Source organism: Streptomyces sp. NPDC047453, from assembly GCF_040643155.1.
Classification (GTDB): domain Bacteria; phylum Actinomycetota; class Actinomycetes; order Streptomycetales; family Streptomycetaceae; genus Streptomyces.
Window position 1 is genome coordinate 108,610 of record NZ_JBEYTS010000017.1, and the last position, 22,178, is coordinate 130,787.

At 72.8% G+C, this 22,178-nt stretch carries 22 protein-coding genes; 15 read left to right on the forward strand and 7 right to left on the reverse strand.

The window, feature by feature from the left end:
- Position 1 precedes the first annotated feature (1 nt).
- Positions 2-757 carry a M23 family metallopeptidase gene (locus ABZ818_RS17900; RefSeq protein ID WP_361415290.1) on the forward strand — a complete coding sequence of 252 codons (756 nt, stop codon included), beginning with the start codon at positions 2-4 and terminating at the stop codon, positions 755-757.
- A gap of 192 nt (positions 758-949) precedes the next feature.
- Here the strand turns inward: ABZ818_RS17900 and ABZ818_RS17905 are convergent, their stop codons facing one another.
- The gene (locus tag ABZ818_RS17905; RefSeq protein WP_361415292.1) at positions 950-1,231 is read right to left on the reverse strand and encodes an HPr family phosphocarrier protein; all 282 of its coding nucleotides are present in this window, start codon (positions 1,229-1,231) and stop codon (positions 950-952) included.
- Positions 1,232-1,407: 176 nt separating this feature from the next.
- On the opposite strand from ABZ818_RS17905, the gene ABZ818_RS17910 reads away from it, so the two are divergent.
- The 4 genes from ABZ818_RS17910 to ABZ818_RS17925 all read left to right on the forward strand — a co-directional run bounded on the left by ABZ818_RS17910 (position 1,408) and on the right by ABZ818_RS17925 (position 7,040).
- Positions 1,408-4,464 carry a GNAT family N-acetyltransferase gene (locus ABZ818_RS17910; protein ID WP_361415294.1) on the forward strand — a complete coding sequence of 1,019 codons (3,057 nt, stop codon included), beginning with the start codon at positions 1,408-1,410 and terminating at the stop codon, positions 4,462-4,464.
- A gap of 52 nt (positions 4,465-4,516) precedes the next feature.
- The gene (locus ABZ818_RS17915) at positions 4,517-5,113 is read left to right on the forward strand and encodes a DUF5998 family protein (RefSeq protein WP_141357577.1); all 597 of its coding nucleotides are present in this window, start codon (positions 4,517-4,519) and stop codon (positions 5,111-5,113) included.
- Positions 5,113-6,321: a nucleotide pyrophosphatase/phosphodiesterase family protein gene (locus ABZ818_RS17920; RefSeq protein ID WP_361415297.1), complete on the forward strand. Its 1,209-nt coding sequence runs from the start codon at positions 5,113-5,115 to the stop codon at positions 6,319-6,321. The genes ABZ818_RS17915 and ABZ818_RS17920 overlap by 1 nt, the downstream gene beginning before the upstream one ends.
- A gap of 68 nt (positions 6,322-6,389) precedes the next feature.
- Positions 6,390-7,040, forward strand: coding sequence for a thymidine kinase (locus ABZ818_RS17925; RefSeq protein WP_361415299.1), 651 nt, complete (start codon positions 6,390-6,392; stop codon positions 7,038-7,040).
- A 122-nt stretch (positions 7,041-7,162) separates the two neighbouring features.
- Here the strand turns inward: ABZ818_RS17925 and ABZ818_RS17930 are convergent, their stop codons facing one another.
- Entirely contained in the window at positions 7,163-7,966 is an 804-nt protein-coding gene (locus tag ABZ818_RS17930) for a VOC family protein (protein ID WP_361415301.1), read from the reverse strand.
- A gap of 299 nt (positions 7,967-8,265) precedes the next feature.
- On the opposite strand from ABZ818_RS17930, the gene ABZ818_RS17935 reads away from it, so the two are divergent.
- Entirely contained in the window at positions 8,266-9,117 is an 852-nt protein-coding gene (locus ABZ818_RS17935) for a sulfurtransferase (protein ID WP_361415303.1), read from the forward strand.
- Positions 9,118-9,205: 88 nt separating this feature from the next.
- Here ABZ818_RS17935 and sepH read toward each other — a convergent pair whose 3' ends face one another.
- Positions 9,206-10,231: a septation protein SepH gene (sepH, locus tag ABZ818_RS17940; protein ID WP_361415305.1), complete on the reverse strand. Its 1,026-nt coding sequence runs from the start codon at positions 10,229-10,231 to the stop codon at positions 9,206-9,208.
- Positions 10,232-10,719: 488 nt separating this feature from the next.
- On the opposite strand from sepH, the gene ABZ818_RS17945 reads away from it, so the two are divergent.
- The gene (locus ABZ818_RS17945) at positions 10,720-11,577 is read left to right on the forward strand and encodes a hypothetical protein (protein ID WP_361415307.1); all 858 of its coding nucleotides are present in this window, start codon (positions 10,720-10,722) and stop codon (positions 11,575-11,577) included.
- Here the strand turns inward: ABZ818_RS17945 and ABZ818_RS17950 are convergent.
- Positions 11,501-12,820 (reverse strand): D-arabinono-1,4-lactone oxidase, encoded by a 1,320-nt coding sequence (locus ABZ818_RS17950; protein WP_361415309.1) that lies wholly within the window; start codon positions 12,818-12,820, stop codon positions 11,501-11,503. The genes ABZ818_RS17945 and ABZ818_RS17950 overlap by 77 nt on opposite strands.
- Positions 12,780-14,018, reverse strand: coding sequence for an MFS transporter (locus ABZ818_RS17955; RefSeq protein WP_361415311.1), 1,239 nt, complete (start codon positions 14,016-14,018; stop codon positions 12,780-12,782). The genes ABZ818_RS17950 and ABZ818_RS17955 overlap by 41 nt, the downstream gene beginning before the upstream one ends.
- A gap of 166 nt (positions 14,019-14,184) precedes the next feature.
- On the opposite strand from ABZ818_RS17955, the gene ABZ818_RS17960 reads away from it, so the two are divergent.
- Complete coding sequence (locus ABZ818_RS17960; protein ID WP_361415313.1) at positions 14,185-15,312, forward strand: ferrochelatase; 1,128 nt, start codon at positions 14,185-14,187, stop codon at positions 15,310-15,312.
- 8 nt (positions 15,313-15,320) lie between these two features.
- On the forward strand, positions 15,321-16,136 hold the full coding sequence (locus tag ABZ818_RS17965) for an inositol monophosphatase family protein (protein ID WP_361415315.1): 816 nt from the start codon (positions 15,321-15,323) through the stop codon (positions 16,134-16,136).
- A 78-nt stretch (positions 16,137-16,214) separates the two neighbouring features.
- On the opposite strand, the gene ABZ818_RS17970 is transcribed toward ABZ818_RS17965, so the two are convergent.
- A complete protein-coding gene (locus ABZ818_RS17970; protein ID WP_361415317.1) occupies positions 16,215-16,388 on the reverse strand; it encodes a hypothetical protein in 174 nt (57 codons plus the stop codon).
- A gap of 424 nt (positions 16,389-16,812) precedes the next feature.
- On the opposite strand from ABZ818_RS17970, the gene ABZ818_RS17975 reads away from it, so the two are divergent.
- The 4 genes from ABZ818_RS17975 to ABZ818_RS17990 all read left to right on the forward strand — a co-directional run bounded on the left by ABZ818_RS17975 (position 16,813) and on the right by ABZ818_RS17990 (position 20,422).
- Positions 16,813-17,466, forward strand: coding sequence for a response regulator transcription factor (locus tag ABZ818_RS17975; protein WP_028424348.1), 654 nt, complete (start codon positions 16,813-16,815; stop codon positions 17,464-17,466).
- A 6-nt stretch (positions 17,467-17,472) separates the two neighbouring features.
- Positions 17,473-18,720 carry a HAMP domain-containing sensor histidine kinase gene (locus ABZ818_RS17980; RefSeq protein ID WP_361415319.1) on the forward strand — a complete coding sequence of 416 codons (1,248 nt, stop codon included), beginning with the start codon at positions 17,473-17,475 and terminating at the stop codon, positions 18,718-18,720.
- A 393-nt stretch (positions 18,721-19,113) separates the two neighbouring features.
- Positions 19,114-19,410 (forward strand): DUF4193 domain-containing protein, encoded by a 297-nt coding sequence (locus ABZ818_RS17985; RefSeq protein WP_005481602.1) that lies wholly within the window; start codon positions 19,114-19,116, stop codon positions 19,408-19,410.
- Between the two features lie 13 nt (positions 19,411-19,423).
- Positions 19,424-20,422 carry a hypothetical protein gene (locus ABZ818_RS17990; protein WP_361415321.1) on the forward strand — a complete coding sequence of 333 codons (999 nt, stop codon included), beginning with the start codon at positions 19,424-19,426 and terminating at the stop codon, positions 20,420-20,422.
- An 89-nt stretch (positions 20,423-20,511) separates the two neighbouring features.
- Here the strand turns inward: ABZ818_RS17990 and ABZ818_RS17995 are convergent, their stop codons facing one another.
- The gene (locus ABZ818_RS17995) at positions 20,512-20,988 is read right to left on the reverse strand and encodes a DUF3093 domain-containing protein (RefSeq protein ID WP_361415323.1); all 477 of its coding nucleotides are present in this window, start codon (positions 20,986-20,988) and stop codon (positions 20,512-20,514) included.
- Between the two features lie 57 nt (positions 20,989-21,045).
- Between ABZ818_RS17995 and ABZ818_RS18000 the strand changes: the two genes are divergently transcribed.
- A complete protein-coding gene (locus tag ABZ818_RS18000; RefSeq protein WP_361415325.1) occupies positions 21,046-21,630 on the forward strand; it encodes a PaaI family thioesterase in 585 nt (194 codons plus the stop codon).
- Positions 21,627-22,178 (forward strand): dUTP diphosphatase, encoded by a 552-nt coding sequence (dut, locus tag ABZ818_RS18005; RefSeq protein ID WP_361415327.1) that lies wholly within the window; start codon positions 21,627-21,629, stop codon positions 22,176-22,178. Before ABZ818_RS18000 ends, dut begins: the two co-directional genes overlap by 4 nt.

Sequence of the window (22,178 nt, forward strand, 5' to 3'; positions counted from 1 at the left end):
CATGGCGTTCACCCGCGCCGCCGGGAAGCACCGCCGGCCGAGCCGGATGCACCGCACCACCGCCCGTGCGGCGGGCGTCGCGGCCCTGGCCACCACCGGCGTCATCGGCACCCTCGCCGCCCCGGCCCTCGCCGCGGAGGACCCCGCCCCCGAGGACACCGGCCTCACCCCGGTCGTCACCATCGGCGACAGCGTCGCCGAGAAGATCGACGCCCAGGCCCTCGCCCAGCACAGGGCCGCCGCGCGCAAGCAGGCCGAGGAGGCCGCGCGCAAGAAGGCCGCGGAACGGGCCGAGAAGGAGCGCGAGGCCAAGGCGCGCGCCGCCCGCGAGGCCGAACGCAAGCGTCTCAACGCCTTCGTGACGCCGATCCTCGGCTCCTACATATCGACCGGCTACCGCACCGGCGGCTCACTGTGGACCTCCGGCACCCACACCGGCATCGACTTCCACGCCGCGAGCGGCACCACCGTCCACGCGGTCGGCATCGGCACCGTCGTCGAGACCGGCTGGGGCGGGGCGTACGGCAACCAGGTCGTGATCAGGATGGCCGACGGCATGTACACCCAGTACGGACACCTGTCGTCCATCGGGGTCTCGATGGGCCAGCAGGTCGTCCCGGGCCAGCAGATCGGCCTGTCCGGCGCGACCGGCAACGTCACCGGACCGCACCTGCACTTCGAGGCCCGTACGTCCCCGGACTACGGCTCCGACGTCGACCCCGTGGCCTACCTCCGCCGGCACGGCCTCACCATCTGACCTCCCGCGCCGGCACACCGCCCGGCGCGTCACGCGAAACACCCGAAGCCCCGGCTCCCGAGCCGGGGCTTCCGGTGTTCCCCACCGTGTTCCCTTCCGGTGTTCCGGGGGCCCGCCGGGCACGCCGGGCACGCCGAAGCCGTGCCACCCCGTCCGGGCGGCACGGCTTCGGCGCAGGAGCGGTCCTGCCGGTCAGACGGTCTCGGGAAGCTCCCCGAGGCCCTCGGCGACCAGCTTGGCCAGCCGGTCCAGCGCGGCGTCCGCGCCGTCGGCGTCGGAGGCCAGGACGACCTCCTCGCCGCCCTCGGCGCCGAGGCCGAGCACGGCCAGCATGGAGGCCGCGTTGACGGGCGTCCCGTCGGCCTTGGCGATCGTCACGGGGATGCCTGAGGCCGTGGCGGCCCGGACGAAGATGGAGGCGGGGCGGGCGTGGAGGCCCTCGGCCCAGCCGACGTTGACGCGGCGCTCAGCCATGTGTTGCTGCCCTTCGGGTGATCAGGGTTGTCTAGACCAGTTTTCCACACGTGGAGCGAGCCCGGAGCGGGGGTGTGCGCCGCCCCGGGTGGCGTCGGACCGCGGCCTCGGTCCGACGTGTGTCCTCCACAGACTGCCTCGCGCCGCTGTCGGACGCGAGCCGTACGCTGGGGCCCATGCAGACCTCGCCGGACCGGCACGAGTACCCCGCCCACTGGGAGGCGGACGTGGTGCTGCGCGACGGCGGCACCGCACGGATCCGCCCCATCACCGCCGATGACGCCGGCCGTCTGGTCAGCTTCTACGAACAGGTGTCGGACGAGTCCAAGTATTACCGCTTCTTCGCGCCCTACCCGCGCCTGTCCGCGAAGGACGTCCACCGCTTCACGCACCACGACTTCGTGGACCGGGTGGGACTCGCGGCCACGGTCGGCGGCGAGTTCATCGCCACCGTGCGCTACGACCGCATCGGCGCGGACGGCATGCCCGCCTCGGCGCCCTCCGACGAGGCCGAGGTCGCCTTCCTGGTGCAGGACGCCCACCAGGGACGCGGGGTCGCCTCCGCGCTCCTGGAGCACATCGCGGCCGTCGCCCGCGAGCGCGGCATCCGGCGCTTCACCGCCGAGGTGCTTCCGGCCAACACCAAGATGATCAAGGTGTTCACGGACGCCGGGTACGTCCAGAAGCGCAGCTTCGAGGACGGCGTCGTACACCTGGAGTTCGACATCGAGCCGACCGACCGGTCGCTGGCCGTGCAGCGCGCACGGGAGCAGCGGGCCGAGGGGCGGTCGGTGCGGCGGCTCCTGGTGCCCGGCTCGGTCGCCGTCATCGGCGTGGGCCGCACGCGCGGCGGCGTGGGCCGCAGCATCCTCGACAACATCCGCGACGCCGGGTTCACAGGCCGGCTCCACGCCGTGAACCGGGCCTTCGGCGAGGACTGCCGGGAGATCGACGGGGTGCCCGCCCGCCGCTCGGTGCGGGACATCGACGGGCCCGTGGACCTCGCCGTCGTCGCCGTGCCGGCCGAGCGCGTCCCGGACGCCGTCACCGAGTGCGGCGAGCACGGGGTGCAGGGGCTCGTCGTGATCTCCGCGGGCTACGCGGAGAGCGGCCCCGAGGGACGCGAGCGGCAGCGCGCCCTCGTGCGGCAGGCGCGCACGTACGGCATGCGGATCATCGGGCCCAACACCTTCGGGATCATCAACACCTCGCCGGACGTCCGGCTGAACGCCTCCCTCGCCCCCGAGTTGCCCCGGCCCGGCCGTATCGGGCTGTTCGCCCAGTCCGGGGCCATCGGCATCGCGCTGCTGTCCCGGCTGCACCGGCGCGGCGGCGGGGTCACCGGGGTCACGGGCGTGTCGACCTTCGTGTCGGCCGGCAACAGGGCGGACGTCTCCGGCAACGACGTCATGCAGTTCTGGTACGACGACCCCGACACCGATGTCGCCCTGATGTACCTGGAGTCCATCGGCAACCCGCGTAAGTTCACCCGCCTGGCCCGGCGTACGGCGGCGGTGAAGCCGCTGGTCGTGGTGCAGGGCGCGGGCTCCGCCCCGCAGGGGCACGCGGTACGGGCGACGCGGCTGCCGCACGCGACGGTGTCCGCGCTGCTGCGGCAGGCCGGCGTGATCCGGGTCGACACCATCACCGAACTGGTCGACACCGGCCTGCTGCTCGCCCGGCAGCCGCTGCCGCCGGGCCCGCGGGTGGCGATCCTCGGCAACTCCGAGTCGCTGGGCGTGCTGACCTACGACCGCTGCCTCGCGGAGGGGCTGCGCCCCCAGCCGCCGCGGGACCTGACGACGGCGGCGTCGGCGGAGGACTTCCGGGACGCGCTGTCCCGGGCGCTCGCCGACGAGACCGCCGACGCGGTGGTCGTCACCCTGATACCGGCGCTGGGGGAGGGGGCCGCCGAGGACTCGGCCCTGGCCGAGGCGCTGCGCTCGGCCGCGCAGGAGGTCCCCGGCAAGCCGGTCCTGGTCGTGCACGTCGAGTTCGGCGGCCTGGCGGAAGCCCTCTCCGCCGCCACCAGCACGGCCCCGGCACCCGGCCCGGGCCCCCACCCGGGAGCGACCCCCCTCCTGCCACCTCCCACGACACCCCGGCCTGCCGCGGCGTCCCCGGCGGGTCCGGGGCACCAGGCGGACCGGGCATCCCTGGCAGACCCGAATCCCGAGACCGGCACAGGTCCAAAGGCATGCACGTCAGGACCTCGGCGAGGTCCGGGCCAGGCTTCCGCCACGGGGTCGCAGCTCCGCCCCGGCTCCCGGTGGCCGTCCCCTGCCGTGCCCGACAGGGCCGCGGCCGGGGGCGCAGGTCCCGCGGGTGTGGCGGCGGGCGGTGCCGGGCCCGAGCCGGCCCCCACCGGGCCGCGGCTGATCACCGCCTATCCCGCTGCCGAGCGTGCCGTGCGGGCCCTTGCCGAGGCGGTCCGGTACGGCCAGTGGCGGCGGGAGGCCGTGGAGCCGGGGAAGGTGCCGGAGTACGAGGACATCGACGAGAAGGGCGCCGCCGAATTCATCGGCGGACTGCTCGAGCGCGGGCAGGGCCTCACGCTCGGCACGGAGGAGACCTGCGAGCTGCTCGGCCGGTACGGCATCCACGTGCGCCGGGCCCTGCCCGCGCCCACCCCCGACGCCGCCGCGGAGGCCGCCCGCGCCCTCGGCTACCCCGTCGCCCTGAAGGCCACCGCCCCGCACCTGCGGCACCGCGCCGACCTCGGCGGCGTACGCCTCGACCTCACCGACGAGGATCAACTCCGCCGGGCCTACGCCGAGTTGACCGACCTCTTCGGTAAGCCCGAGGAGCTGCGGCCGGTGGTGCAGGCGATGGCACCCCGAGGGGTCGACACCGTCGTGCGCGCGGTCATCGACCCGGCGGCCGGCGCGGTGCTCTCCTTCGGGCTCGCCGGGGTCGCCTCCCAGCTGCTCGGCGACATGGCGCACCGGCTGATCCCCGTCACCGACCGCGAGGCCACCTCCCTGATCCGCTCCATCCGCACGGCACCCCTGCTCTTCGGCTGGCGCGGCTCGGCCCCGGTCGACACCCCCGCGTTGCAGGAGCTGCTGCTGCGCGTGTCACGGCTGGTCCACGACCACCCGGAGGTCGTCGCCGTGACCCTGGAGCCGGTCGTCGTCGCCCCGCGCGGGCTGAGCGTCCTCGACGCCACCGTGCGCCTGGCACCCCCGCCCGCCCGCGACGACCTCGGCCCGCGCACGCTCCCGGTGTACTGAGCGGGGTTCCCCTCTCAGGAGCGGTGCCTCGCAGTCAGCGCGCCCCCGTAGGATGGACGGCATGGCCAAGACCAGTACGACGACCCAGGGGCTGCGTTCGGCGATCGAACGCAGCGGTTACTACCCGGCTCTCGTGGCCGAGGCGGTGGAGGCCGCCGTGGGCGGTGAGCCCATCCGGTCGTACCTGGTCCACCAGGAGACCACGTTCGACCAGAACGAGGTGCGGCGACACGTGACGGTGCTCGTCCTCACCGGCAACCGCTTCATCGTCAGCCACACCGACGAGCAGGCCGCCGACAGCACCTCCCCGACGCCGTACGCCACCACGTCCACGGAGTCGGTGAAGCTCGACCGGATCTCGTCGGTCGTGGTCAGCCGCGTGGTCGCCAACCCGGAGCAGTACACGCCGGGCACGCTGCCGCGGGAGGTCGTGCTGACCATCGGCTGGGGCGCCGTGTCCCGGATCGACCTGGAGCCCGCCGCCTGCGGCGACCCCAACTGCGAGGCCGACCACGGCTACACCGGCAACTCGACGGCGGACGACCTCAGCCTGCGCGTCAGCGAGGCCGGCGACGGCCCCGAGACAGTGCGGCAGGCCCTCGCGTTCGCGCAGTCCATCTCCGAGGCCACCGCGGACCCGACCCGCTGATGACCCGCCCCTTCTCCCCCGACGACGCCACCGCCTGGGGCCACCCGGAGCCGCTGGCCGTCGAGTCCGCACCCGTGCCCGAGTACGGAACCGGCTCGCTCGCCGACCTGCTGCCCACACTGGCCGCCGGCATGGGCGTACCGCGGATGACGGCCGCGATCGGCGAGCTGGCCCCCGCCGACCGCGCGTGCGTCTTCCTGATCGACGGCCTCGGCTGGGAGCAGCTGAAGGCGCACCCCGCGGACGCGCCCTACCTGACCTCCCTGCTCGGCAGCTCGCGCGGCGGCACCGGCCGCCCGATCACCGCCGGGTACCCGGCGACCACGGCGACCTCGCTCGCCTCCGTCGGCACCGGCCTGCCCCCGGGCGCGCACGGCCTGCCCGGCTACACCGTGCGCAACCCGGCCACCGGCGCGCTGATGAACCAGCTGCGCTGGCAGCCGTACAGCGATCCGCGCGCCTGGCAGCCCCACCCCACGGTCTTCCAGCTCGCCCAGCAGGCGGGCGTGCACGCCGCCCAGGTGTCCTCCCCGGCCTTCCAGAACACCCCGCTGACCAAGGTCGCCCTCAGCGGTGGCACGTTCGTGGGGCGGCTGACCGGCGAGGAGCGCATGGACGTCGCGGCCGAGCAACTCGCCGCCGCCGACCGGACGCTCGTCTACACGTACTACTCCGAACTCGACGGCGCCGGCCACCGCTACGGCGTCGACTCCGACACCTGGCGCGGACAGCTGATGCACGTCGACCGGCTCGTCCAGCGCCTGGCCGAGCAGCTCCCGCCGCACAGCGCGCTCTACGTCACCGCCGACCACGGCATGGTCGACGTCCCGTTCGACGAGCAGCACCGCATCGACTTCGACGAGGACTGGGAGCTGCGCGCCGGCGTCGCCCTGCTCGGCGGCGAGGGACGCGCGCGGCACGTGTACGCGGTGCCGGGCGCCGAGGACGACGTGCTCACCTGCTGGCGCGAGGTGCTCGGCGAGCAGTTCTGGGTCGCCTCCCGGGAGGAGGCCCTCGCGGCGGGCTGGTTCGGGCCGCGCGTCGACGACCGGGTGTACGCCCGGATCGGCGACGTGGTCGCCGCCGCCCGCGACGACGTCCTGCTCATCGCCTCCGAGCAGGAGCCGAAGGAGTCGTTGATGGTCGGCAACCACGGTTCGATGACCCCTGCCGAGCAGCTGGTCCCCCTGCTGGAAGTACGCTCCTGAGGCCCCTTCCCGCCCTGCCGGCTGTACACCACCGTCCTCCTCACTCGCCGAAAGGTGCCCAACTGCTCATGCCCGAGCTGGTGTTCTTCTCCGGAACCATGGACTGCGGGAAGTCGACACTGGCTCTCCAGATCGAGCACAACCGCTCCGCGCGCGGACTGACGGGCATGATCTTCACCCGTGACGACCGGGCCGGGCAGGGCAAGCTGTCCTCGCGTCTCGGCCTGGTGACGGACGCGGTGGAGGTCGAGGACGGCGTGGACCTGTACGCCTACCTCGTCGAGCACCTTTCGCAGGGCCGGCGCGCGGACTACGTGATCGCGGACGAGGCCCAGTTCCTCGCGCCCGAGCAGATCGACCAGCTCGCCCGCGTGGTCGACGACCTGGAGATGGACGTCTTCGCCTTCGGCATCACGACGGACTTCCGCTCCAAGCTGTTCCCCGGCTCCCAGCGCCTGGTCGAACTGGCCGACCGCGTCGAGGTCCTCCAGGTCGAGGCCCTGTGCTGGTGCGGCGCCCGCGCCACCCACAACGCCCGCACGGTGGGCGGCGTCATGGTGGTCGAGGGCGCGCAGGTCGTGGTCGGCGACGTGACCCGGTCCGCGGACGAGATCGGCTACGAGGTGCTGTGCCGCCGCCACCACCGCCGCCGGATGACGGCCGCCTCGGCCCGGGCGGCGGCGCTGTCCCCGGACGTCCTGCCTGTGACCGCCGACTGACCGAGCACCTAGCACCGCCGCCGTGTGGCCGCTGCCGAGGCCCGCACCGCGGCGCTGTCACCGGATGTCCTGCCGATATCACTCTTCTGAGTGACACCTGCCGTCAACACGGCTTGCCGGAATCAACGCGAACTCTGGATCAGGGCGAACCGGGCCCCCTCGGGATCCGTCACGGTGGCCACGCGGCCGTGGGCGGTGTCCCGCGCGGGGGTGAGGACCCGGCCGCCCAGGGCGACGAGGCGTTCGGCCGCCTCGTCGGTGTCGGCGACCTCGAAGTACGTCGTCCAGTGCGGACCCCGGTCGCGGGGCAGGGCCCGGCCCACCCCGTGCACTCCGGCGACCGGACGGCCGTCGAGGTGCAGGGTCACCCGGTCGACACCGGCGGAGCCGTTCGGCTTCCGCTCGTAGCCGAACAGCCTGGTGTAGAAGCCGGTGACGCCCCCGGTCTCGTAGGTCAGCAACTCGTGCCACACCGGTGTGCCGGGCAGACCGGCGACCTCCGCGCCCGGGTGCGCCCGGGACTGCAACAGGCCGAAGACCGCGCCCGACGGATCCGAGCCGATCACCAGCCGCCCGGCGCCGCCCGTGTCCAGTGGACCCACCCCGATCGTGCCGCCGCACAGCCGTACCGTTTCCGCCGTCAGGTCCACGTCGTCGGAGGCGAGATACGGCGTCCACGCCATGGGCAGGTGCCGACCGGGCGGCAGTTGTCCGATGCCGCCCACCTCACGGCCGTTCAGGAGGGCCCGCACGCAGGGGCCGAGCCGGCTGGGGCCGGGCTGGAACTCCCAGCCGAAGAGCTCCGCGTAGAACGCCTGGGCGGCGGCCATCCCATGCACCATCAGGCTCACCCGGCACGGTGTGCCGGGCCTGTGCCGTGCGGGTGCCCGGCCGTTCGGGACGCCAGGCTCCGGTGCCTCGGTCATCGTCACCTTCCCCTCGGCCCCTGCGGCGGCCGCCTCGATTCCGTTCTCCGGACCCCGAGCCGACGCTCCGCCATCCGTGCCGGGCGCGCGGGCGCGCCCCTAAGCGCCCGCGAGGCCGGGTCCCGTCCGGAGGGTGCCCGGTGTGCGGTGTCCCGCCTGTTTCGCCGCGCTTACCGATGGATGTCGATCGGCTGTACAGCATGTGGCCGATCCCGTACGCATCGTGATCGGACCTGTCCGGCCGAGCAGAGTAGCCCGACCTGGACCCTGTGGCCACCCCGTGCGCAAGGATGGTGGCCATGAACGCCATCATCTCCGCATCCGATCTCGCGAGCGCCCTCGCGGAGCCCCGGCCGCCGGTGCTGCTCGATGTCCGCTGGCAGCTCAGCCTGGCCACGGCGGCCGGCGCGGCGCCCTTCGACGGGCGCGCCGCCCACGCGGCCGGGCACATCCCCGGTGCCGTCTTCGTCGACCTGGACCGCGAACTGGCCTCGGCGCCGCGCGGAAACGGCCGCCATCCCCTGCCGGACCTGGAGGTGTTCGGCGCCGCGATGCGCCGTGCCGGGGTGTCCGCGGACCGGCCGGTCGTCGTCTACGACGGCGGACAGGGCTGGGCGGCGGCCCGCGCGTGGTGGCTGCTGCGCTGGACCGGGCATCCCGACGTGCGGGTCCTGGACGGCGGCCTCGCGGCCTGGGAGGGCCCCCTGGAGACCGCCGTGCCCGAACCGGCCGAGGGCGGCTTCGTACCGAAGCCCGGGGCGCTGCCGCTGCTCGACGGCGACGGGGCCGCGGCGCTGGCGCGGTCCGGAGTGCTGTTCGACGCGCGCGCGGGGGAGCGGTACCGGGGCGAAGTGGAGCCGATCGACCCGGTGGGCGGCCACATCCCGGGCGCGGTGTCCGCGCCGACCACGGAGAACGCGGGCCCGGACGGGAGGTTCCTGCCGGCCGCCGAACTCAGGGCACGGTTCGCGGCGTTGGGCGCGGACGACGGACGAGACGTCGGCGTCTACTGCGGCTCCGGCGTCTCCGCCGCGCACGAGGTGCTGGCGCTGGCCGTCGCCGGGATCCCGGCGGCCCTGTACGTCGGCTCGTGGTCGGAGTGGTCCTCGGACCCGTCCCGGCCGGTCGCGGTGGGGCCGGATCCTCAGTGACGGCCGGTCAGCGGGTACGACCCCGGGGGACGTGTACGAAGAAGGGCCGCACCCGGCGGGCGCGGCCCTTCAACCTCGTACGGCCTTGCTACTCCTGCTTCTTGCGGCGCGTGCCGAACACGATCTCGTCCCAGCTCGGCACGGCGGCCCGGCGGCCGGGTCGGACCCCGTCCGCCTCGGCCTGGCGGTCGGTGGCGCCGGTGAGGCGGTCGCGGTGGCTGGTGACGGAGCGCGGCATGAGGACGTCCGCGTAGGCGGACCCGGCCGAGGCCGCGGGGGCCGGGGGCTCCTCGGCCACCAGGTCCTCCTCGGGCTCCTCGACGGGTTCCGGCGCGCGCTCGGGCACCACCAGGTCGCCGCGGAAGCTCGGCACCGCCTCCAGCAGGCTGGTCAGCGTGTCGCGCTCGCCCACGCTCTCCTCGGCGGGCTCGGGCGCCTGTCCCGGCAGCGCCGGACGGTCGCGGTCCCGGTCGAAGGAACGCTCGCGCGGCAGACGCGCGATGCGCGGTACGAACGGAAAGCTGGGTTCCGGGGCGCCGAGGTCGTCGGACTCCCCGATCAGCGCGCGGGCCTCGTCGTCGACGGCCTGCACCAGGCGCCGCGGCGGGTCGTAGGTCCAGCTCGCCGAGTGCGGTTCGCCCGCGACCCGGTAGACCAGCAGGACCTCCCAGGTGCCGTCGTCGCGGCGCCAGGAGTCCCACTGGGCGGTGTCCTTCTCGGCGCCGCGCAGCAGCAGCCGCTCCTGGACGGTCTCGCCGAGCAGCGGACCGGAGTTCTCACCGGGCCGACGGACGGGAGTCTTGCGGGCGCGCTCGGCCATGAAGGCGCGCTCGGCGAGCACGGGGCCCTCGAAGCGCCGTACCCGGTCGACGGGGATACCGGCGAGCTGGGCGACCTCTTCCGCGGTCGCGCCCGCTCGTATCCGGGCCTGGATGTCGCGGGGGCGGAGATGGCTCTCCACCTCGATCTCGATCTGGCCGAGGCGGGGACGGTCGCCGCGCACGGCGGCGCGGAGCCGTTCGTCGATCGGAAGCGTGTACTCCGTGCTGTCCGCAGCCTTCAGCACCAGCCGTGTGCCGTCATTGGAGACGGCCACGACACGCAGTTCGGGCATGGGGACCTCCCGGGTGGTGCCTGCCGACGTCACGTGCGTCGCTGCTTCCGCTAGTCGAGTGTGGCCTGCCCGGGTGCAGCCTGCCACAACCTTGCCGAGTTGCCCGGCGTGTCGGGCGCGGGCCCTGGAACGCCGTTATGGCACGGTTACCTGTTTACAACGCTAAGTGACCAACTCCGTCACCCCGTGCAACCAGCCCCCTCCCGGCGGTCCAGCAAGGTCCGGACACCCCGAAGGGAGGCCGGGCCCAGGGATCACAACGGTACTCCATTCGGGCCACGTGCGTGGATTGGCGCGCCGCCCAACTTCTCGCCAGAGGTGGTACTCGGTCGCCCTCGACCGCTTTTTCGATCATGCCCGTGGCGAACTTCACTTATTCACCGCAAACGGAACTAACGGTTTCGTCCGTACGTCCCTTTCTCGTGCAGTCGGCCGATCTACAGACGGAAGATGCGGCCGTGTCCGACAGAGGCAGGCAAGGTCCGGTAATGAGTGAAAGGTCCGATGGCGGTGGTGAGCCGAGTGCCGGCGAGGAGGTGAAGAGGAGGCGGATCGAGCTGAGCGTGGCTCAGGTCGCGGGCAGCGCCGTGGCGGCGGTGGTGGCCGCGAAGCTCGCCTCGTACTTCGGCGTCTACGGCACGATCCTCGGGGCCGGTGTCGTCAGCGTCCTGGCCACCTGTGGCGGCTCGGTCTTCCAGCACTTCCTCCGGCGTACCGGCGAACAGCTGCGCGGGGTGGCCGCCTCCACGGGACCGGTACCGGGACCGTCCCCGGCGACCGCTCCCGCCGGGCGGACCCCGCCGCCGGTGGGCGAGTTCACCGAGGGGACCGTCTACCGGGCCCGGATCAAGAGCTGGAAGCGGCCCGTGCTTGCCGCCGCCCTCGTCTTCGGGGTCACCATGGCCGGAATCACCGCCTACGAACTGGTGTCGGGCGACAGCTTCAGCGGCGGCAGGGGCACGACGGTCGGCTACGCCGTGACCGGCCACCGCACCCCGTCCGTGACGCCCGACGGGCCGGCTCCCACCTCCTCGCCCACGCGGACGCCCGGGACCGGGACCGGGACCGGGGACGGGGCACGGCCGGGCGATGCCGCCTCCGGCAGCCCCGACCGGGGCACCGGGGTGAGCCCGGCGCCCACACCCGAGGCCACGGGGAACGGCGGGAACAGCGGCGGCACCGGGGACACCGGGAGCGCGGGCACCGACGGCACGGGGGCGGGCAAACCGTCCGACGCCGGCACCACCGCCCCGGCACCCGGCGCGAGCGCTACGGCCCCAGCACCCTCCGCAAGTAGTCGTTCTGGAACAGCCGCTGGGGATCCAGCCGGTCCCGCAGCGCCGTGAACTCCCCGAAGCGCGGGTAGACCGCAGTGAGTTGGCCGGCGTCCCTGGTGTGGATCTTGCCCCAGTGCGGCCGGCCCTCGTGCGCGGTGAAGATGTTCTCCGCGGCCGTGAAGTACCGCTGGTAGGGGGTGCCCTGGAACATGTGGACCGCGATGTACGCGCTGTCCCGGCCCGAGGCGGTGGACAGCGTGATGTCGTCGGCGGGCGCGGTGCGCACCTCCACCGGGAAGCTCACCCGCAGTCCGGAGCGGTCGACCATCGCCTTCAGCTCGCGCAGGGCGTCGGCCAGGGCCCCGCGCGGCACCGCGTACTCCATCTCCAGGAAGCGCACCCGGCGCGGCGAGGTGAAGACCTTGTAGGGGATGTCGGTGTACGTCCGCGCGGACAGCGCGCGGCTGGAGATCCCGGCGATCGACGGGATGGTGGCGGGCACCGCGCGGCCGACCCAGTTGGCCACCTGGAAGACGCCGTTGGAGAGGAACTCGTCCTCGAACCAGCCCGCCAGCCGCCCCACCGGCTGCTCGGGGCCGGCGCTGCGGTTGTTGCGCTTGGTGTTGGTACTGCCGGTGTGCGGGAACCAGTAGAACTCGAAGTGCTCGTTCTCCGCCCAGAGTTGGTCGAACTCCGCGAGCACCCGGTCCAGGCTCATCGGTTCCTCGCGGGCGGTGAGCAGGAAGATCGGCTCCACCGCGAAGGTGAGGGCCGTGACGATCCCCAGCGCGCCCAGGCCGATACGGGCGGCCGCGAAGACGTCCGGATTCTCCTGCGCGGAGCAGGTGAGCACCGAGCCGTCCGCCGTGACCAGTTCCAGCCCCTTGATCTGGGCGGCGATCGAGGCCGACTCGCGGCCCGTGCCGTGGGTGCCGGTGCTGGTCGCCCCGGACACCGTCTGCTCCATGATGTCGCCCATGTTGGTGAGCGAGAGGCCCTCACGCGCGAGAGCGGCGTTGAGCCGCTTGAGCGGAGTGCCGGCCTCGACGGTGACCGTCATGGCCTCGCGGTCGATCTCGCGTATGCCGGTCAGCAACTGGGGGCGGATCATGACGCCGTCCGTCGCGGCGATGCTCGTGAAGGAGTGACCGGTGCCGACGGCCTTCACCCTCAGCCCGTCCTCGGCGGCCCTCCGTACGGCGACGGCGACGTCCTCCACCGTCGCCGGCGTGACCTCCCGCCCGGGGCGCGCGCCGACATTGCCGCCCCAGTTACGCCACGTGCCGTTCCTCGCGCTCGTCGTGCTGCTCAACGAAGCCTCCCCGCCGCGTAGCCGGCCTGCTGAGCCGGCGGTACCCGAGGAAACCGACCGCGACCGCGACGGCCCCGGACACCGCCGGAACCCCGTACCCGGCCCGCGCCCCGGCCGCGTCGATCACCCAGCCGGCCACCGAGGAGCCCAGTGCCACCCCGACCGCGAGCCCGGTGCTCACCCAGGTCATGCCCTCGGTCAGGTGCGAGCGTGGTACGTGCTCTTCGACGAGGGCCATCGTCGTGATCATCGTGGGAGCGACGGACAGGCCCGCAACGAACAGCGCCACGGCCAGAAACGGCAAGTTTCCGACCAGTAGGAGGGGGATCATACTCACGGCCATCGTGCAGATGCCCAGCAGCCAGCGCCGGGCGGGCGGTCCCGCGAAGCGCAGCAGGCCGAACACGACGCCCGCCGCGCAGGAGCCCGCCGCGTACACGGCGAGCACGACGCTCGCGGCGCCCTTGTGTCCCTGCTGGTCCGCGAAGGCGACGGTGACCACGTCGATCGCCCCGAAGATCGTCCCGGTCGCCACGAACGTCAACACCAGCACCTGGAGCCCGCGCGCACGCAGGGCCGAACCGCCGCCGCCCTGCTCGCGCGGGTGCGGAGCGGGCTCGGTCGCGCGCTGCGCGGTCAGCCAGAACACGCCCACAGCCAGGAAGCAGGCGGCCAGCAGCGGCCCCGCCTCCGGGAACCAGGCCGTGGACAGTCCGATGGAGACGATCGGCCCGAAGATGAAGCAGGCCTCGTCCACCACCGACTCGAACGAGTAGGCGGTGTGCAGCTGCGGCGTCCCCCGGTACAGGGCCGCCCAGCGCGCGCGGACCATCGCGCCCAGACTGGGCACGGAGCCGATCCCGGCCGCGCAGACGAACAGCACCCAGTCGGGCCACCGGAAGTGCGCCGCGCACAGCAGGACCGCCGAGGCGGTCAGCGCGACGAGGGTCGCGGGGCGCAGCACCCGGCGCTGCCCGTGCCGGTCGACCAGCCGGGAGATCTGCGGGCCCAGGACCGCGGCGGCCAGCGCGATGGTGGCCGACAGCGCGCCCGCGAGCCCGTAGCGCCCGGTCAGCTGCGAGATCATCGTGACCACGCCGATGCCCATCATCGACAGCGGCATCCGGCCGAGGAACCCCGCGGCGGAGAAACCCTTGGAGCCTGGAGCGGCGAACAGGGCACGGTACGGGCTGGGCACAGGGTCTCCGCGGATCCGGTAAGGCGTGAAGGAAGCTGATACAGCTTACGGACCGGACGACTCCTGCGCACCACCCCCCTACGGGCTCCCGCGCACCTCGCTCACGGGCCGGGACCCCTTACGGGCCGGGATCCCGCCCGTCGGTGCGGGGTGGCAGGATCGAGGCATGCCTGACGTGCTCGACGCCACCCCGTACGACGCCCTGCTCCTGCTCTCGTTCGGCGGCCCCGAGGGGCCGGACGACGTGATCCCGTTCCTGGAGAACGTGACGCGCGGGCGCGGCATCCCCACCGAGCGCCTGAAGGAAGTGGGCGAACACTACTTCCAGTTCGGCGGGGTCAGCCCGATCAACGACCAGAACCGTGCCCTGCTCGACGCCCTGCGCAAGGACTTCGCCGACCACGGCCTCGACCTGCCGGTCTACTGGGGCAACCGCAACTGGGCCCCGTACCTGACGGACACCCTGCGGGACATGGTCCGCGACGGCCGCCGCCGCATCCTGGTCCTGGCCACCAGCGCCTACGCCTCCTACTCCGGCTGCCGCCAGTACCGCGAGAACCTCGCGGACTCGCTCGCCGCGCTCGAGGCCGAGGGCCTGGACCTGCCGAAGGTCGACAAGCTGCGGCACTACTTCAACCACCCGGGCTTCCTCCAGCCCATGATCGACGGGGTGCTGGAGTCGCTCGCCGGCCTCCCCGAGGACGTCCGCGACGGCGCGCACATCGCCTTCTGCACCCACTCGATCCCGATCTCCGCCGCGGACACCTCCGGCCCGGTCCCCGGCCACGGGGACGGCGGGGCGTACGTCCGCCAGCACCTGGACGTGGCGCGGCTGATCGCCGACGCGGTCCGCGAGCGCACCGGCGTCGCCCCCCCCTGGCAGCTCGTCTACCAGTCGCGCTCCGGTGCCCCACACATCCCGTGGCTGGAGCCCGACATCTGCGACCACCTCGAGGAGCGGCACGCCGCGGGGGCCCCGGCCGTCGTCATGGCGCCCATCGGCTTCGTCTCCGACCACATGGAGGTCCTGTACGACCTCGACACCGAGGCCACGGCCAAGGCCGCGGAACTGGGCCTTCCGGTGCGCCGCTCCGCCACTGTCGGCGCCGACCCGCGGTTCGCCGCCGCCGTCCGCGAACTGATCGTGGAGCGTGCCGCCACCGAGCGCGGACAGCAGGTCACGCCGTGCGCCCTGGGTTCGCTCGGAGCGGACCACAACCTGTGCCCGGTGGGCTGCTGCCCGGCCCGTACGCCCCGGCCCGCCGCCGCGGGCGCCGACAGCCCCTACGCGTGAGGAGCCCCGTGACCGACACCCTGCCCGCGGAACTGCTGCAACTCGCCCGCCAGGCGGCCGCACGCGCCGGAGAACTCCTGCGGGACGGCCGCCCGGCGGACCTGGCGGTGGCCGCCACCAAGTCCAGCCCGATCGACGTCGTCACCGAGATGGACATCGCCGCCGAGAAGCTGATCACCGGCCTGATCGCCGACCGGCGCCCCGACGACGGCTTCCTCGGCGAGGAGGGCGCCTCCGTCGAGGGCACGAGCGGCGTCCGCTGGGTGATCGACCCGCTCGACGGCACCGTGAACTACCTGTACGGACTGCCGACCTGGGCCGTCTCCATCGCGGCCGAGCAGGACGGCGAGGCGGTCGTCGGCGTCGTGACCGTCCCGATGCGCGGCGAGTCGTTCCACGCCGTGCGCGGCCGCGGGGCCTGGGCCACCGGGGCCTGGGCCGGCGAGCGCAAGCTGTCCTGCCGCGCCGCGCCGCCCCTGGACCAGGCCCTGGTCGCCACCGGCTTCAACTACGTCGCCGAGGTCCGCGCCCACCAGGCGGACGTGGCCCGCCGGCTGATCCCGCTGCTGCGCGACATCCGTCGCAGCGGCTCGGCCGCGGTGGACCTGTGCGACGTGGCGATGGGCCGCCTGGACGGCTACTACGAGCGCGGTCTGAACGCGTGGGACTTCGCCGCGGGCGACCTGATCGCCAGGGAGTCGGGCGTCGTGACGGGTGGCCGCCCGGGAGAGCGTCCGTCCCGCGAGCTGACGGTCGCGGCCACCCCGGGCGTCTTCGAGCCCCTCCAGAGCCTCCTGGAGGAGCACGGCGCCTGGCACGACTGAGGGCACGGCAGGAGCACCACGCACAGCGGGACCCCGGCGCTGGATTCGCCGGGGTCCCGCTGTGCGCGTGCAGGCTGGTCAGACGCCGGACACGCCGACCTCCACACCGTGTTCGGCGGCGAGGCGGCGCAGGTCGTCGAGTTCGGCCAGTTCGACCTCGACGAGGAAGTCGTCGCCGTCGTCACGGGCCCGCGTCAGATCGGACTCGGTCGCCTTTATGCGCTGCAGAAGTCCTGCGGTGAATGCGTCCATGCTTGCGCCCCCTCGTCCTGGGTCGGTGGGTCGGTGGCACGGGGGTGTGCCGTTCGGAAGGGACGATCACGTCTCAGCAGGTGCCCGGCGCTGCCCGACCGGGCGGCGACGGCGCTGGACACCCACACCCACTCTGCGAAAGTGGATCGCGGAGTACCGCATGGTGCTGCGGCACATGCAGAGCGTGATCGCGGGGTGTAAACCCGTCCTCCCCCGACTCCTCGCGGCGGAAACCTCCACCGGACAGAAAATTCGGGATTCGCGGCCCCTTCGCCCGCCGCTCGCCTCCCGTCCACCGGCCGCTTCCACGGCTTACCGCCGACTTATGGCCCAAAAGGGCAGGATGGATGCACACACTCATGAGAACGCCTGCCGGCGTGCGCCCCGAGCGGCGCTACGCGGGTGGACACAGGAAGGACAAGACGTGCGCGTACTCGTCGTCGAGGACGAGCAGCTGCTCGCCGATGCGGTGGCCACCGGACTGCGCCGGGAGGCCATGGCCGTCGACGTCGTGTACGACGGTGCGGCCGCCCTGGAGCGCATCGGCGTCAACGACTACGACGTGGTCGTCCTCGACCGCGACCTCCCGCTGGTGCACGGCGACGACGTCTGCCGCAAGATCGTCGAACTGGGCATGCCGACGCGCGTGCTGATGCTCACCGCCTCCGGCGACGTCAGCGACCGCGTCGAGGGCCTGGAGATCGGCGCCGACGACTATCTGCCCAAGCCCTTCGCGTTCAGCGAGCTGACGGCACGCGTGCGTGCTCTTGGCAGGCGTACCAGCGTGCCCCTGCCGCCCGTCCTGGAGCGCGCCGGGATCAAGCTCGACCCCAACCGCCGCGAGGTCTTCCGCGACGGCAGGGAGGTCCAGCTGGCGCCGAAGGAGTTCGCGGTCCTGGAGGTCCTCATGCGCAGTGAGGGCGCCGTGGTCTCCGCGGAGCAGCTGCTGGAGAAGGCCTGGGACGAGAACACCGACCCGTTCACCAACGTCGTGCGCGTCACGGTGATGACGCTGCGGCGCAAGCTCGGCGAGCCCCCGGTGATCGTCACCGTGCCCGGCTCCGGCTACCGGATCTGATCAGCCGTGGCCGCGACCCCGGCGCCGCCCCAGGCGCCCCCGAAACCCACCTGGGACCCCAGAAGGCCGGAGCCGACCTTCCCGTGGCTGCGTCCGACCATCCGGATACGGCTGACGCTGCTGTACGGCGGCATGTTCCTGATCGCCGGCATCCTGCTGCTGTCGATCATCTACCTGCTCGCCGCGCAAGGCCTGCGCACCGGCAACCAACCGCTGTTCAAGATCGTCGACTTCAACGCCCTGAGGGTCACCAGCACCGACTGTCCGGGCGTCGACAACGGCAACCTGTCGCTGTCGGAGTTCAACGCCGCGATCAGCGCCTGCATCGACCACCAGCGCCAGGCCGCCCTGGACAGCCTGCTCAGCCGCTCGCTCCTCGCCCTGCTCGGTCTCGCCGTGATCGCCTTCGCGTTCGGCTACGCGATGGCCGGCCGCGTGCTGTCCCCGCTCGGCCGGATCACCCGCACCGCCCGCGCCGTGGCCGGTTCCGACCTGTCCCGGCGGATCGAGCTGGACGGCCCGGACGACGAGCTGAAGGAGCTCGCGGACACCTTCGACGACATGCTGGAGCGGCTGCAGCGGGCCTTCACCGCCCAGCAGCGCTTCGTCGGCAACGCCTCGCACGAGCTGCGCACACCGCTCGCGATCAACCGCACGCTCCTGGAGGTGCAGCTCTCCGACCCGCATGCGCCGATGGAGCTCCAGCAACTCGGCAAGACCCTGCTGGCCACGAACGAGCGCAGCGAACAGCTCGTCGAGGGCCTGCTGCTGCTCGCCCGCAGCGACAACCAGATCGTCGAGCGCAAGCCGGTGGACCTCGCCGAGGTCGCCTCGCAGGCCATCGACCAGGTGCACGGGGAGGCGGAGGCCAAGGGGGTCGAGATCCGGGGCGAGCGCAAGCCGGCGGTCGTCCAGGGCAACGGCGTGCTGCTGGAGCGGATCGCCCTGAACCTGGTGCAGAACGCGGTGCGGTACAACGTGGCCGAGGAGGGGTGGGTGGAGGTCGTCACGGACGCCCAGCACGGTCAGGCGATCCTCGTCGTCACGAACACCGGACCGGTCGTCCCGGCGTACGAGATCGACAACCTCTTCGAGCCCTTCAGGCGGCTGCGCACCGAGCGCACCGGCAGCGACAAGGGTGTCGGCCTGGGCCTGTCCATCGCCCGCTCCGTGGCGAGGGCGCACGGCGGGCACATCTCGGCCCAGCCGCGTGAGGGGGGTGGGCTCGTGATGCGAGTGGCGCTGCCGATCTGAGATCATTGCGCCGACACGCGGGGATGTTCGCTTTGCGCGGAAATTCCCGGGGCCGTTCCCGGCCTCACCGTGTGTGATCGATCACAGGAGCGGTTTTCCAGCCACCTACTCTCCGTGGCCATGCGAACCCTGGAAATGCCGGAAAAATCCCGGTTTTCAGGGGGCATGATCACGGGAAGTACACGGTGAGACCGCTTTGGAGCGGGGCATCCGGACCGTGTACGGTCCCGATCGCCATCCAAGCCGATCACTCTTGAGGAGTGCGGTTGGGTGTCGATTGAGTAACAGACCTTGATGTGAGGCAAAATCTCCGCCTCAGGTCGGGCACAAGTCCGGCCTCTCACGCGTTACGTGCGCTGGAGACACCGCATACACCCAGAGGGGGAGAGCGACATGGCAACCGATTACGACACCCCACGCAAGACCGACGACGACGTCGACTCGGACAGCCTGGAAGAGCTGAAGGCCAGGCGGAACGACAAGTCGACCTCCGCTGTGGACGTCGACGAGTTCGAGGCCGCCGAAGGCCTGGAGCTGCCCGGCGCAGACCTCTCGAACGAGGAACTGGCCGTCCGGGTACTGCCCAAGCAGCAGGACGAGTTCACTTGCATGAGCTGCTTCCTGGTGCACCACCGCAGCCAGCTGGCCCGGGAGAAGAACGGTCAGCCGATCTGCCGCGACTGCGACTGAGGCAGGGTCGGCCGTGACCGGCTCGACCCCTCCTTGGAAGCGCCGCATCCCCCGCGGGGGAGCGGACTCGTGGCCGTCCGACGGCTCCCACGGCGCGCGTGACGACGAGCAAGGGCCATCCCGTACATCCGACCCGAACGGATCGGCGGGATCGCCCGCGCTCGCATCGGTCTCCGGACGCGGTGACCCCGCCGTCCCGGCGGGTGAACCCGCGCCCGTGGCCCGGCGGCAGGCCGCCGCGATCCGGCACCGGGCCCGGCAGGCCGGAAAGGCGGCCAGAGACGGCGCGCGCGTGAGCGGCGGCCATGCCAGGGCGGTCTTCTGGTACCTCACCGACCGCGTCATCGACATGGCCCCGCGGATCCCCGTACGGGACCTCACCACGTTGCGCCGGCAGTTCCCGGGCCTCGGGCCCGAACAGCTCGCGGACAAGCTGGTGGCGGGTGCGGCGGGCGCCTCCTCCACGGTCGGAGCGGGCGTCGGGGCGGCGGCGATGCTGCCGGTACCGCCCGCGATGCCGACCCAGCTGGCCGCGGAAGTCACCGGAGTCGCGGCGATCGAACTCAAGCTGATCGCGGAACTCCACGAGGTGTACGGGGCGCGGCCCCCCGGAAATCTGAAGGCCCGCAGTACCGCGTATCTGACCGTCTGGTCGCACGAGCGCCGGATCGACGTGCGGAATCCGTCGACGATCGACCTCGCCCTCGGGGGCAGGATGAGGCACCAGTTGCGCCGGCAGATCATGAAGCGGACGGCGCGGGGCCTGCCCAAGCTGACGCCCTTCATGGTGGGCGCCGCGGCCGGTGCCGTCATGAACCGGCGCGAGACCAGGAGGCTCGCCGCCCGCATCCGCGCCGACCTGCGCAAGATCCAGGTCCCGTGGGACGAACTGCCCCCGCTGCCGCCCCTGGAGGCGCCCGGACGTCCACTGCCGCTCCAGGATCCCGACCGCGGCTCCGACGGCGTTGAAGGCCCCGACACCACCGGCGGCTCCGGGGGACCCGGGAGCTGACGAGCCCGCCCTGGATCACCTGTATCAGGATCACCTGTACAGGGCCGTGCGGCCCCTGGCTAGGCGGCCCCTGGCTACGCGGCCCCGGGCTACGCGGCCCCGGGCTCCGCGGCCGCCCGCGCCGCGCTCAGCGCCTGGGCCAGCCGCTCCGGCTCCCGCGTCGACAGGTACAGGTAGGGCGTGGGGTCCTCCGGGTCGGTGACGATGACCCGCAGCGCCCCGGGAATGTAGGCGCGCAGCAGCAGGAAGGCGCGGGTGTCGGCCTTGTGGGTGCGCCAGGCGCGCGCCTCCTCCGCGTCCAGCACCTCCGCCTCGCCGAGCGCCGTGACCGGGATCTTCGCCTCGCCCGCGATCAGCAGACCGCCCACGACCCGGATGCGCGGCGAGCCGTAGGAGCTCGCCACGACCGCCGCCGCCGCGGTGCCGCCGACCAGGCCGCCCAGCATCGGCAGGGTGCCGATGGGGAGCAGGATCAGGGCGCAGGAGATGCCCAGCAGAAGGCTGATAAGCCACCAGGAACGGGGCGCGGTGAGGCGTTCTTCGTACGGTTGGGCGGAGAGCTGCATGAACCCAGCTTGGCACGGTGTCGGGCGCACGCCGACGCGCGGGTAAGGTCTGCGCCTGTGAGTGGTAGTTCCGCAGCTCTTCAGCCCCCGCCCTACGCCGTTGATCCGGTCCGGCACCCCGACGCCCCCGCGCCCGGCGAACTCATCGGCTCGCACTACGCGGCGTGTTTCGGCTGCGGCGGGGAGCAACCGCACGGGCTGCACCTCCAGGTGCGGGCCGGCGAGGGTGTCCGCATCACCGCCGAGTTCACCGTGCAGCCCGCCCACCAGGGCGCGCCCGGCCTCGCCCATGGCGGGGTCCTCGCGACCGCCCTCGACGAGGCCCTCGGCTCGCTGAGCTGGCTGCTGCGGACGATCGCCGTGACCGGTCGGCTGGAGACGGACTACGTGCGCCCGGTACCGGTCGGCACCACCCTGCATCTGGAGGCCGAGGTCACCGCGGTGGCCGGACGGAAGATCTACTCCAGGGCCACCGGACGCGTCGGCGGCCCCGACGGGCCGGTCGCCGTCCGCGCCGAGGCCCTGTTCGTCGAGGTCAAGGTCGACCACTTCGTCGATCACGGCCGCGACCGGGAGATCCAGGCCGCCATGAACGACCCGGACCAGGTCCGGCGCGTCCGCGCCTTCGAGGTGAACCCGTGAACCGTGAGCCCCTGAACGTGCTGATCCGGCGTGTCGACGCCGACGTACCGCTTCCGGCGTACGAGCACCCCGGTGACGCGGGCGCCGATCTGCGCACCACCGTGGCGTGCGAACTGGCCCCGGGGGAACGGGCCGTACTGCCCACGGGTGTGTCTGTCGCGCTCCCGGAGGGGTACGCGGCCTTCGTGCACCCGCGATCCGGACTCGCCGCCCGCTGTGGTGTCGCCCTCGTGAATGCCCCGGGGACGGTTGATGCCGGGTACCGTGGGGAGATCAAGGTGATCGTGGTGAATCTCGACCCGCGCGAGTCCGTGCGGTTCGAGCGCTTCGACCGGATTGCCCAACTGGTCGTCCAGCAGGTCGAGAGGGTCCGCTTCCAGGAGGTGGCGGAGCTTCCCGGCTCGGCGCGGGCCGAGGGGGGCTTCGGGTCCACCGGCGGCCACGCCGCCGTGGACGGCGCGAGCGGCACGAAAGGCCGGGCCGTCGTGGGCGGACCGGCGGGTGGGAATCGATACGCTTCGGTCGTATCCGACCGGGAAGGACAGTGA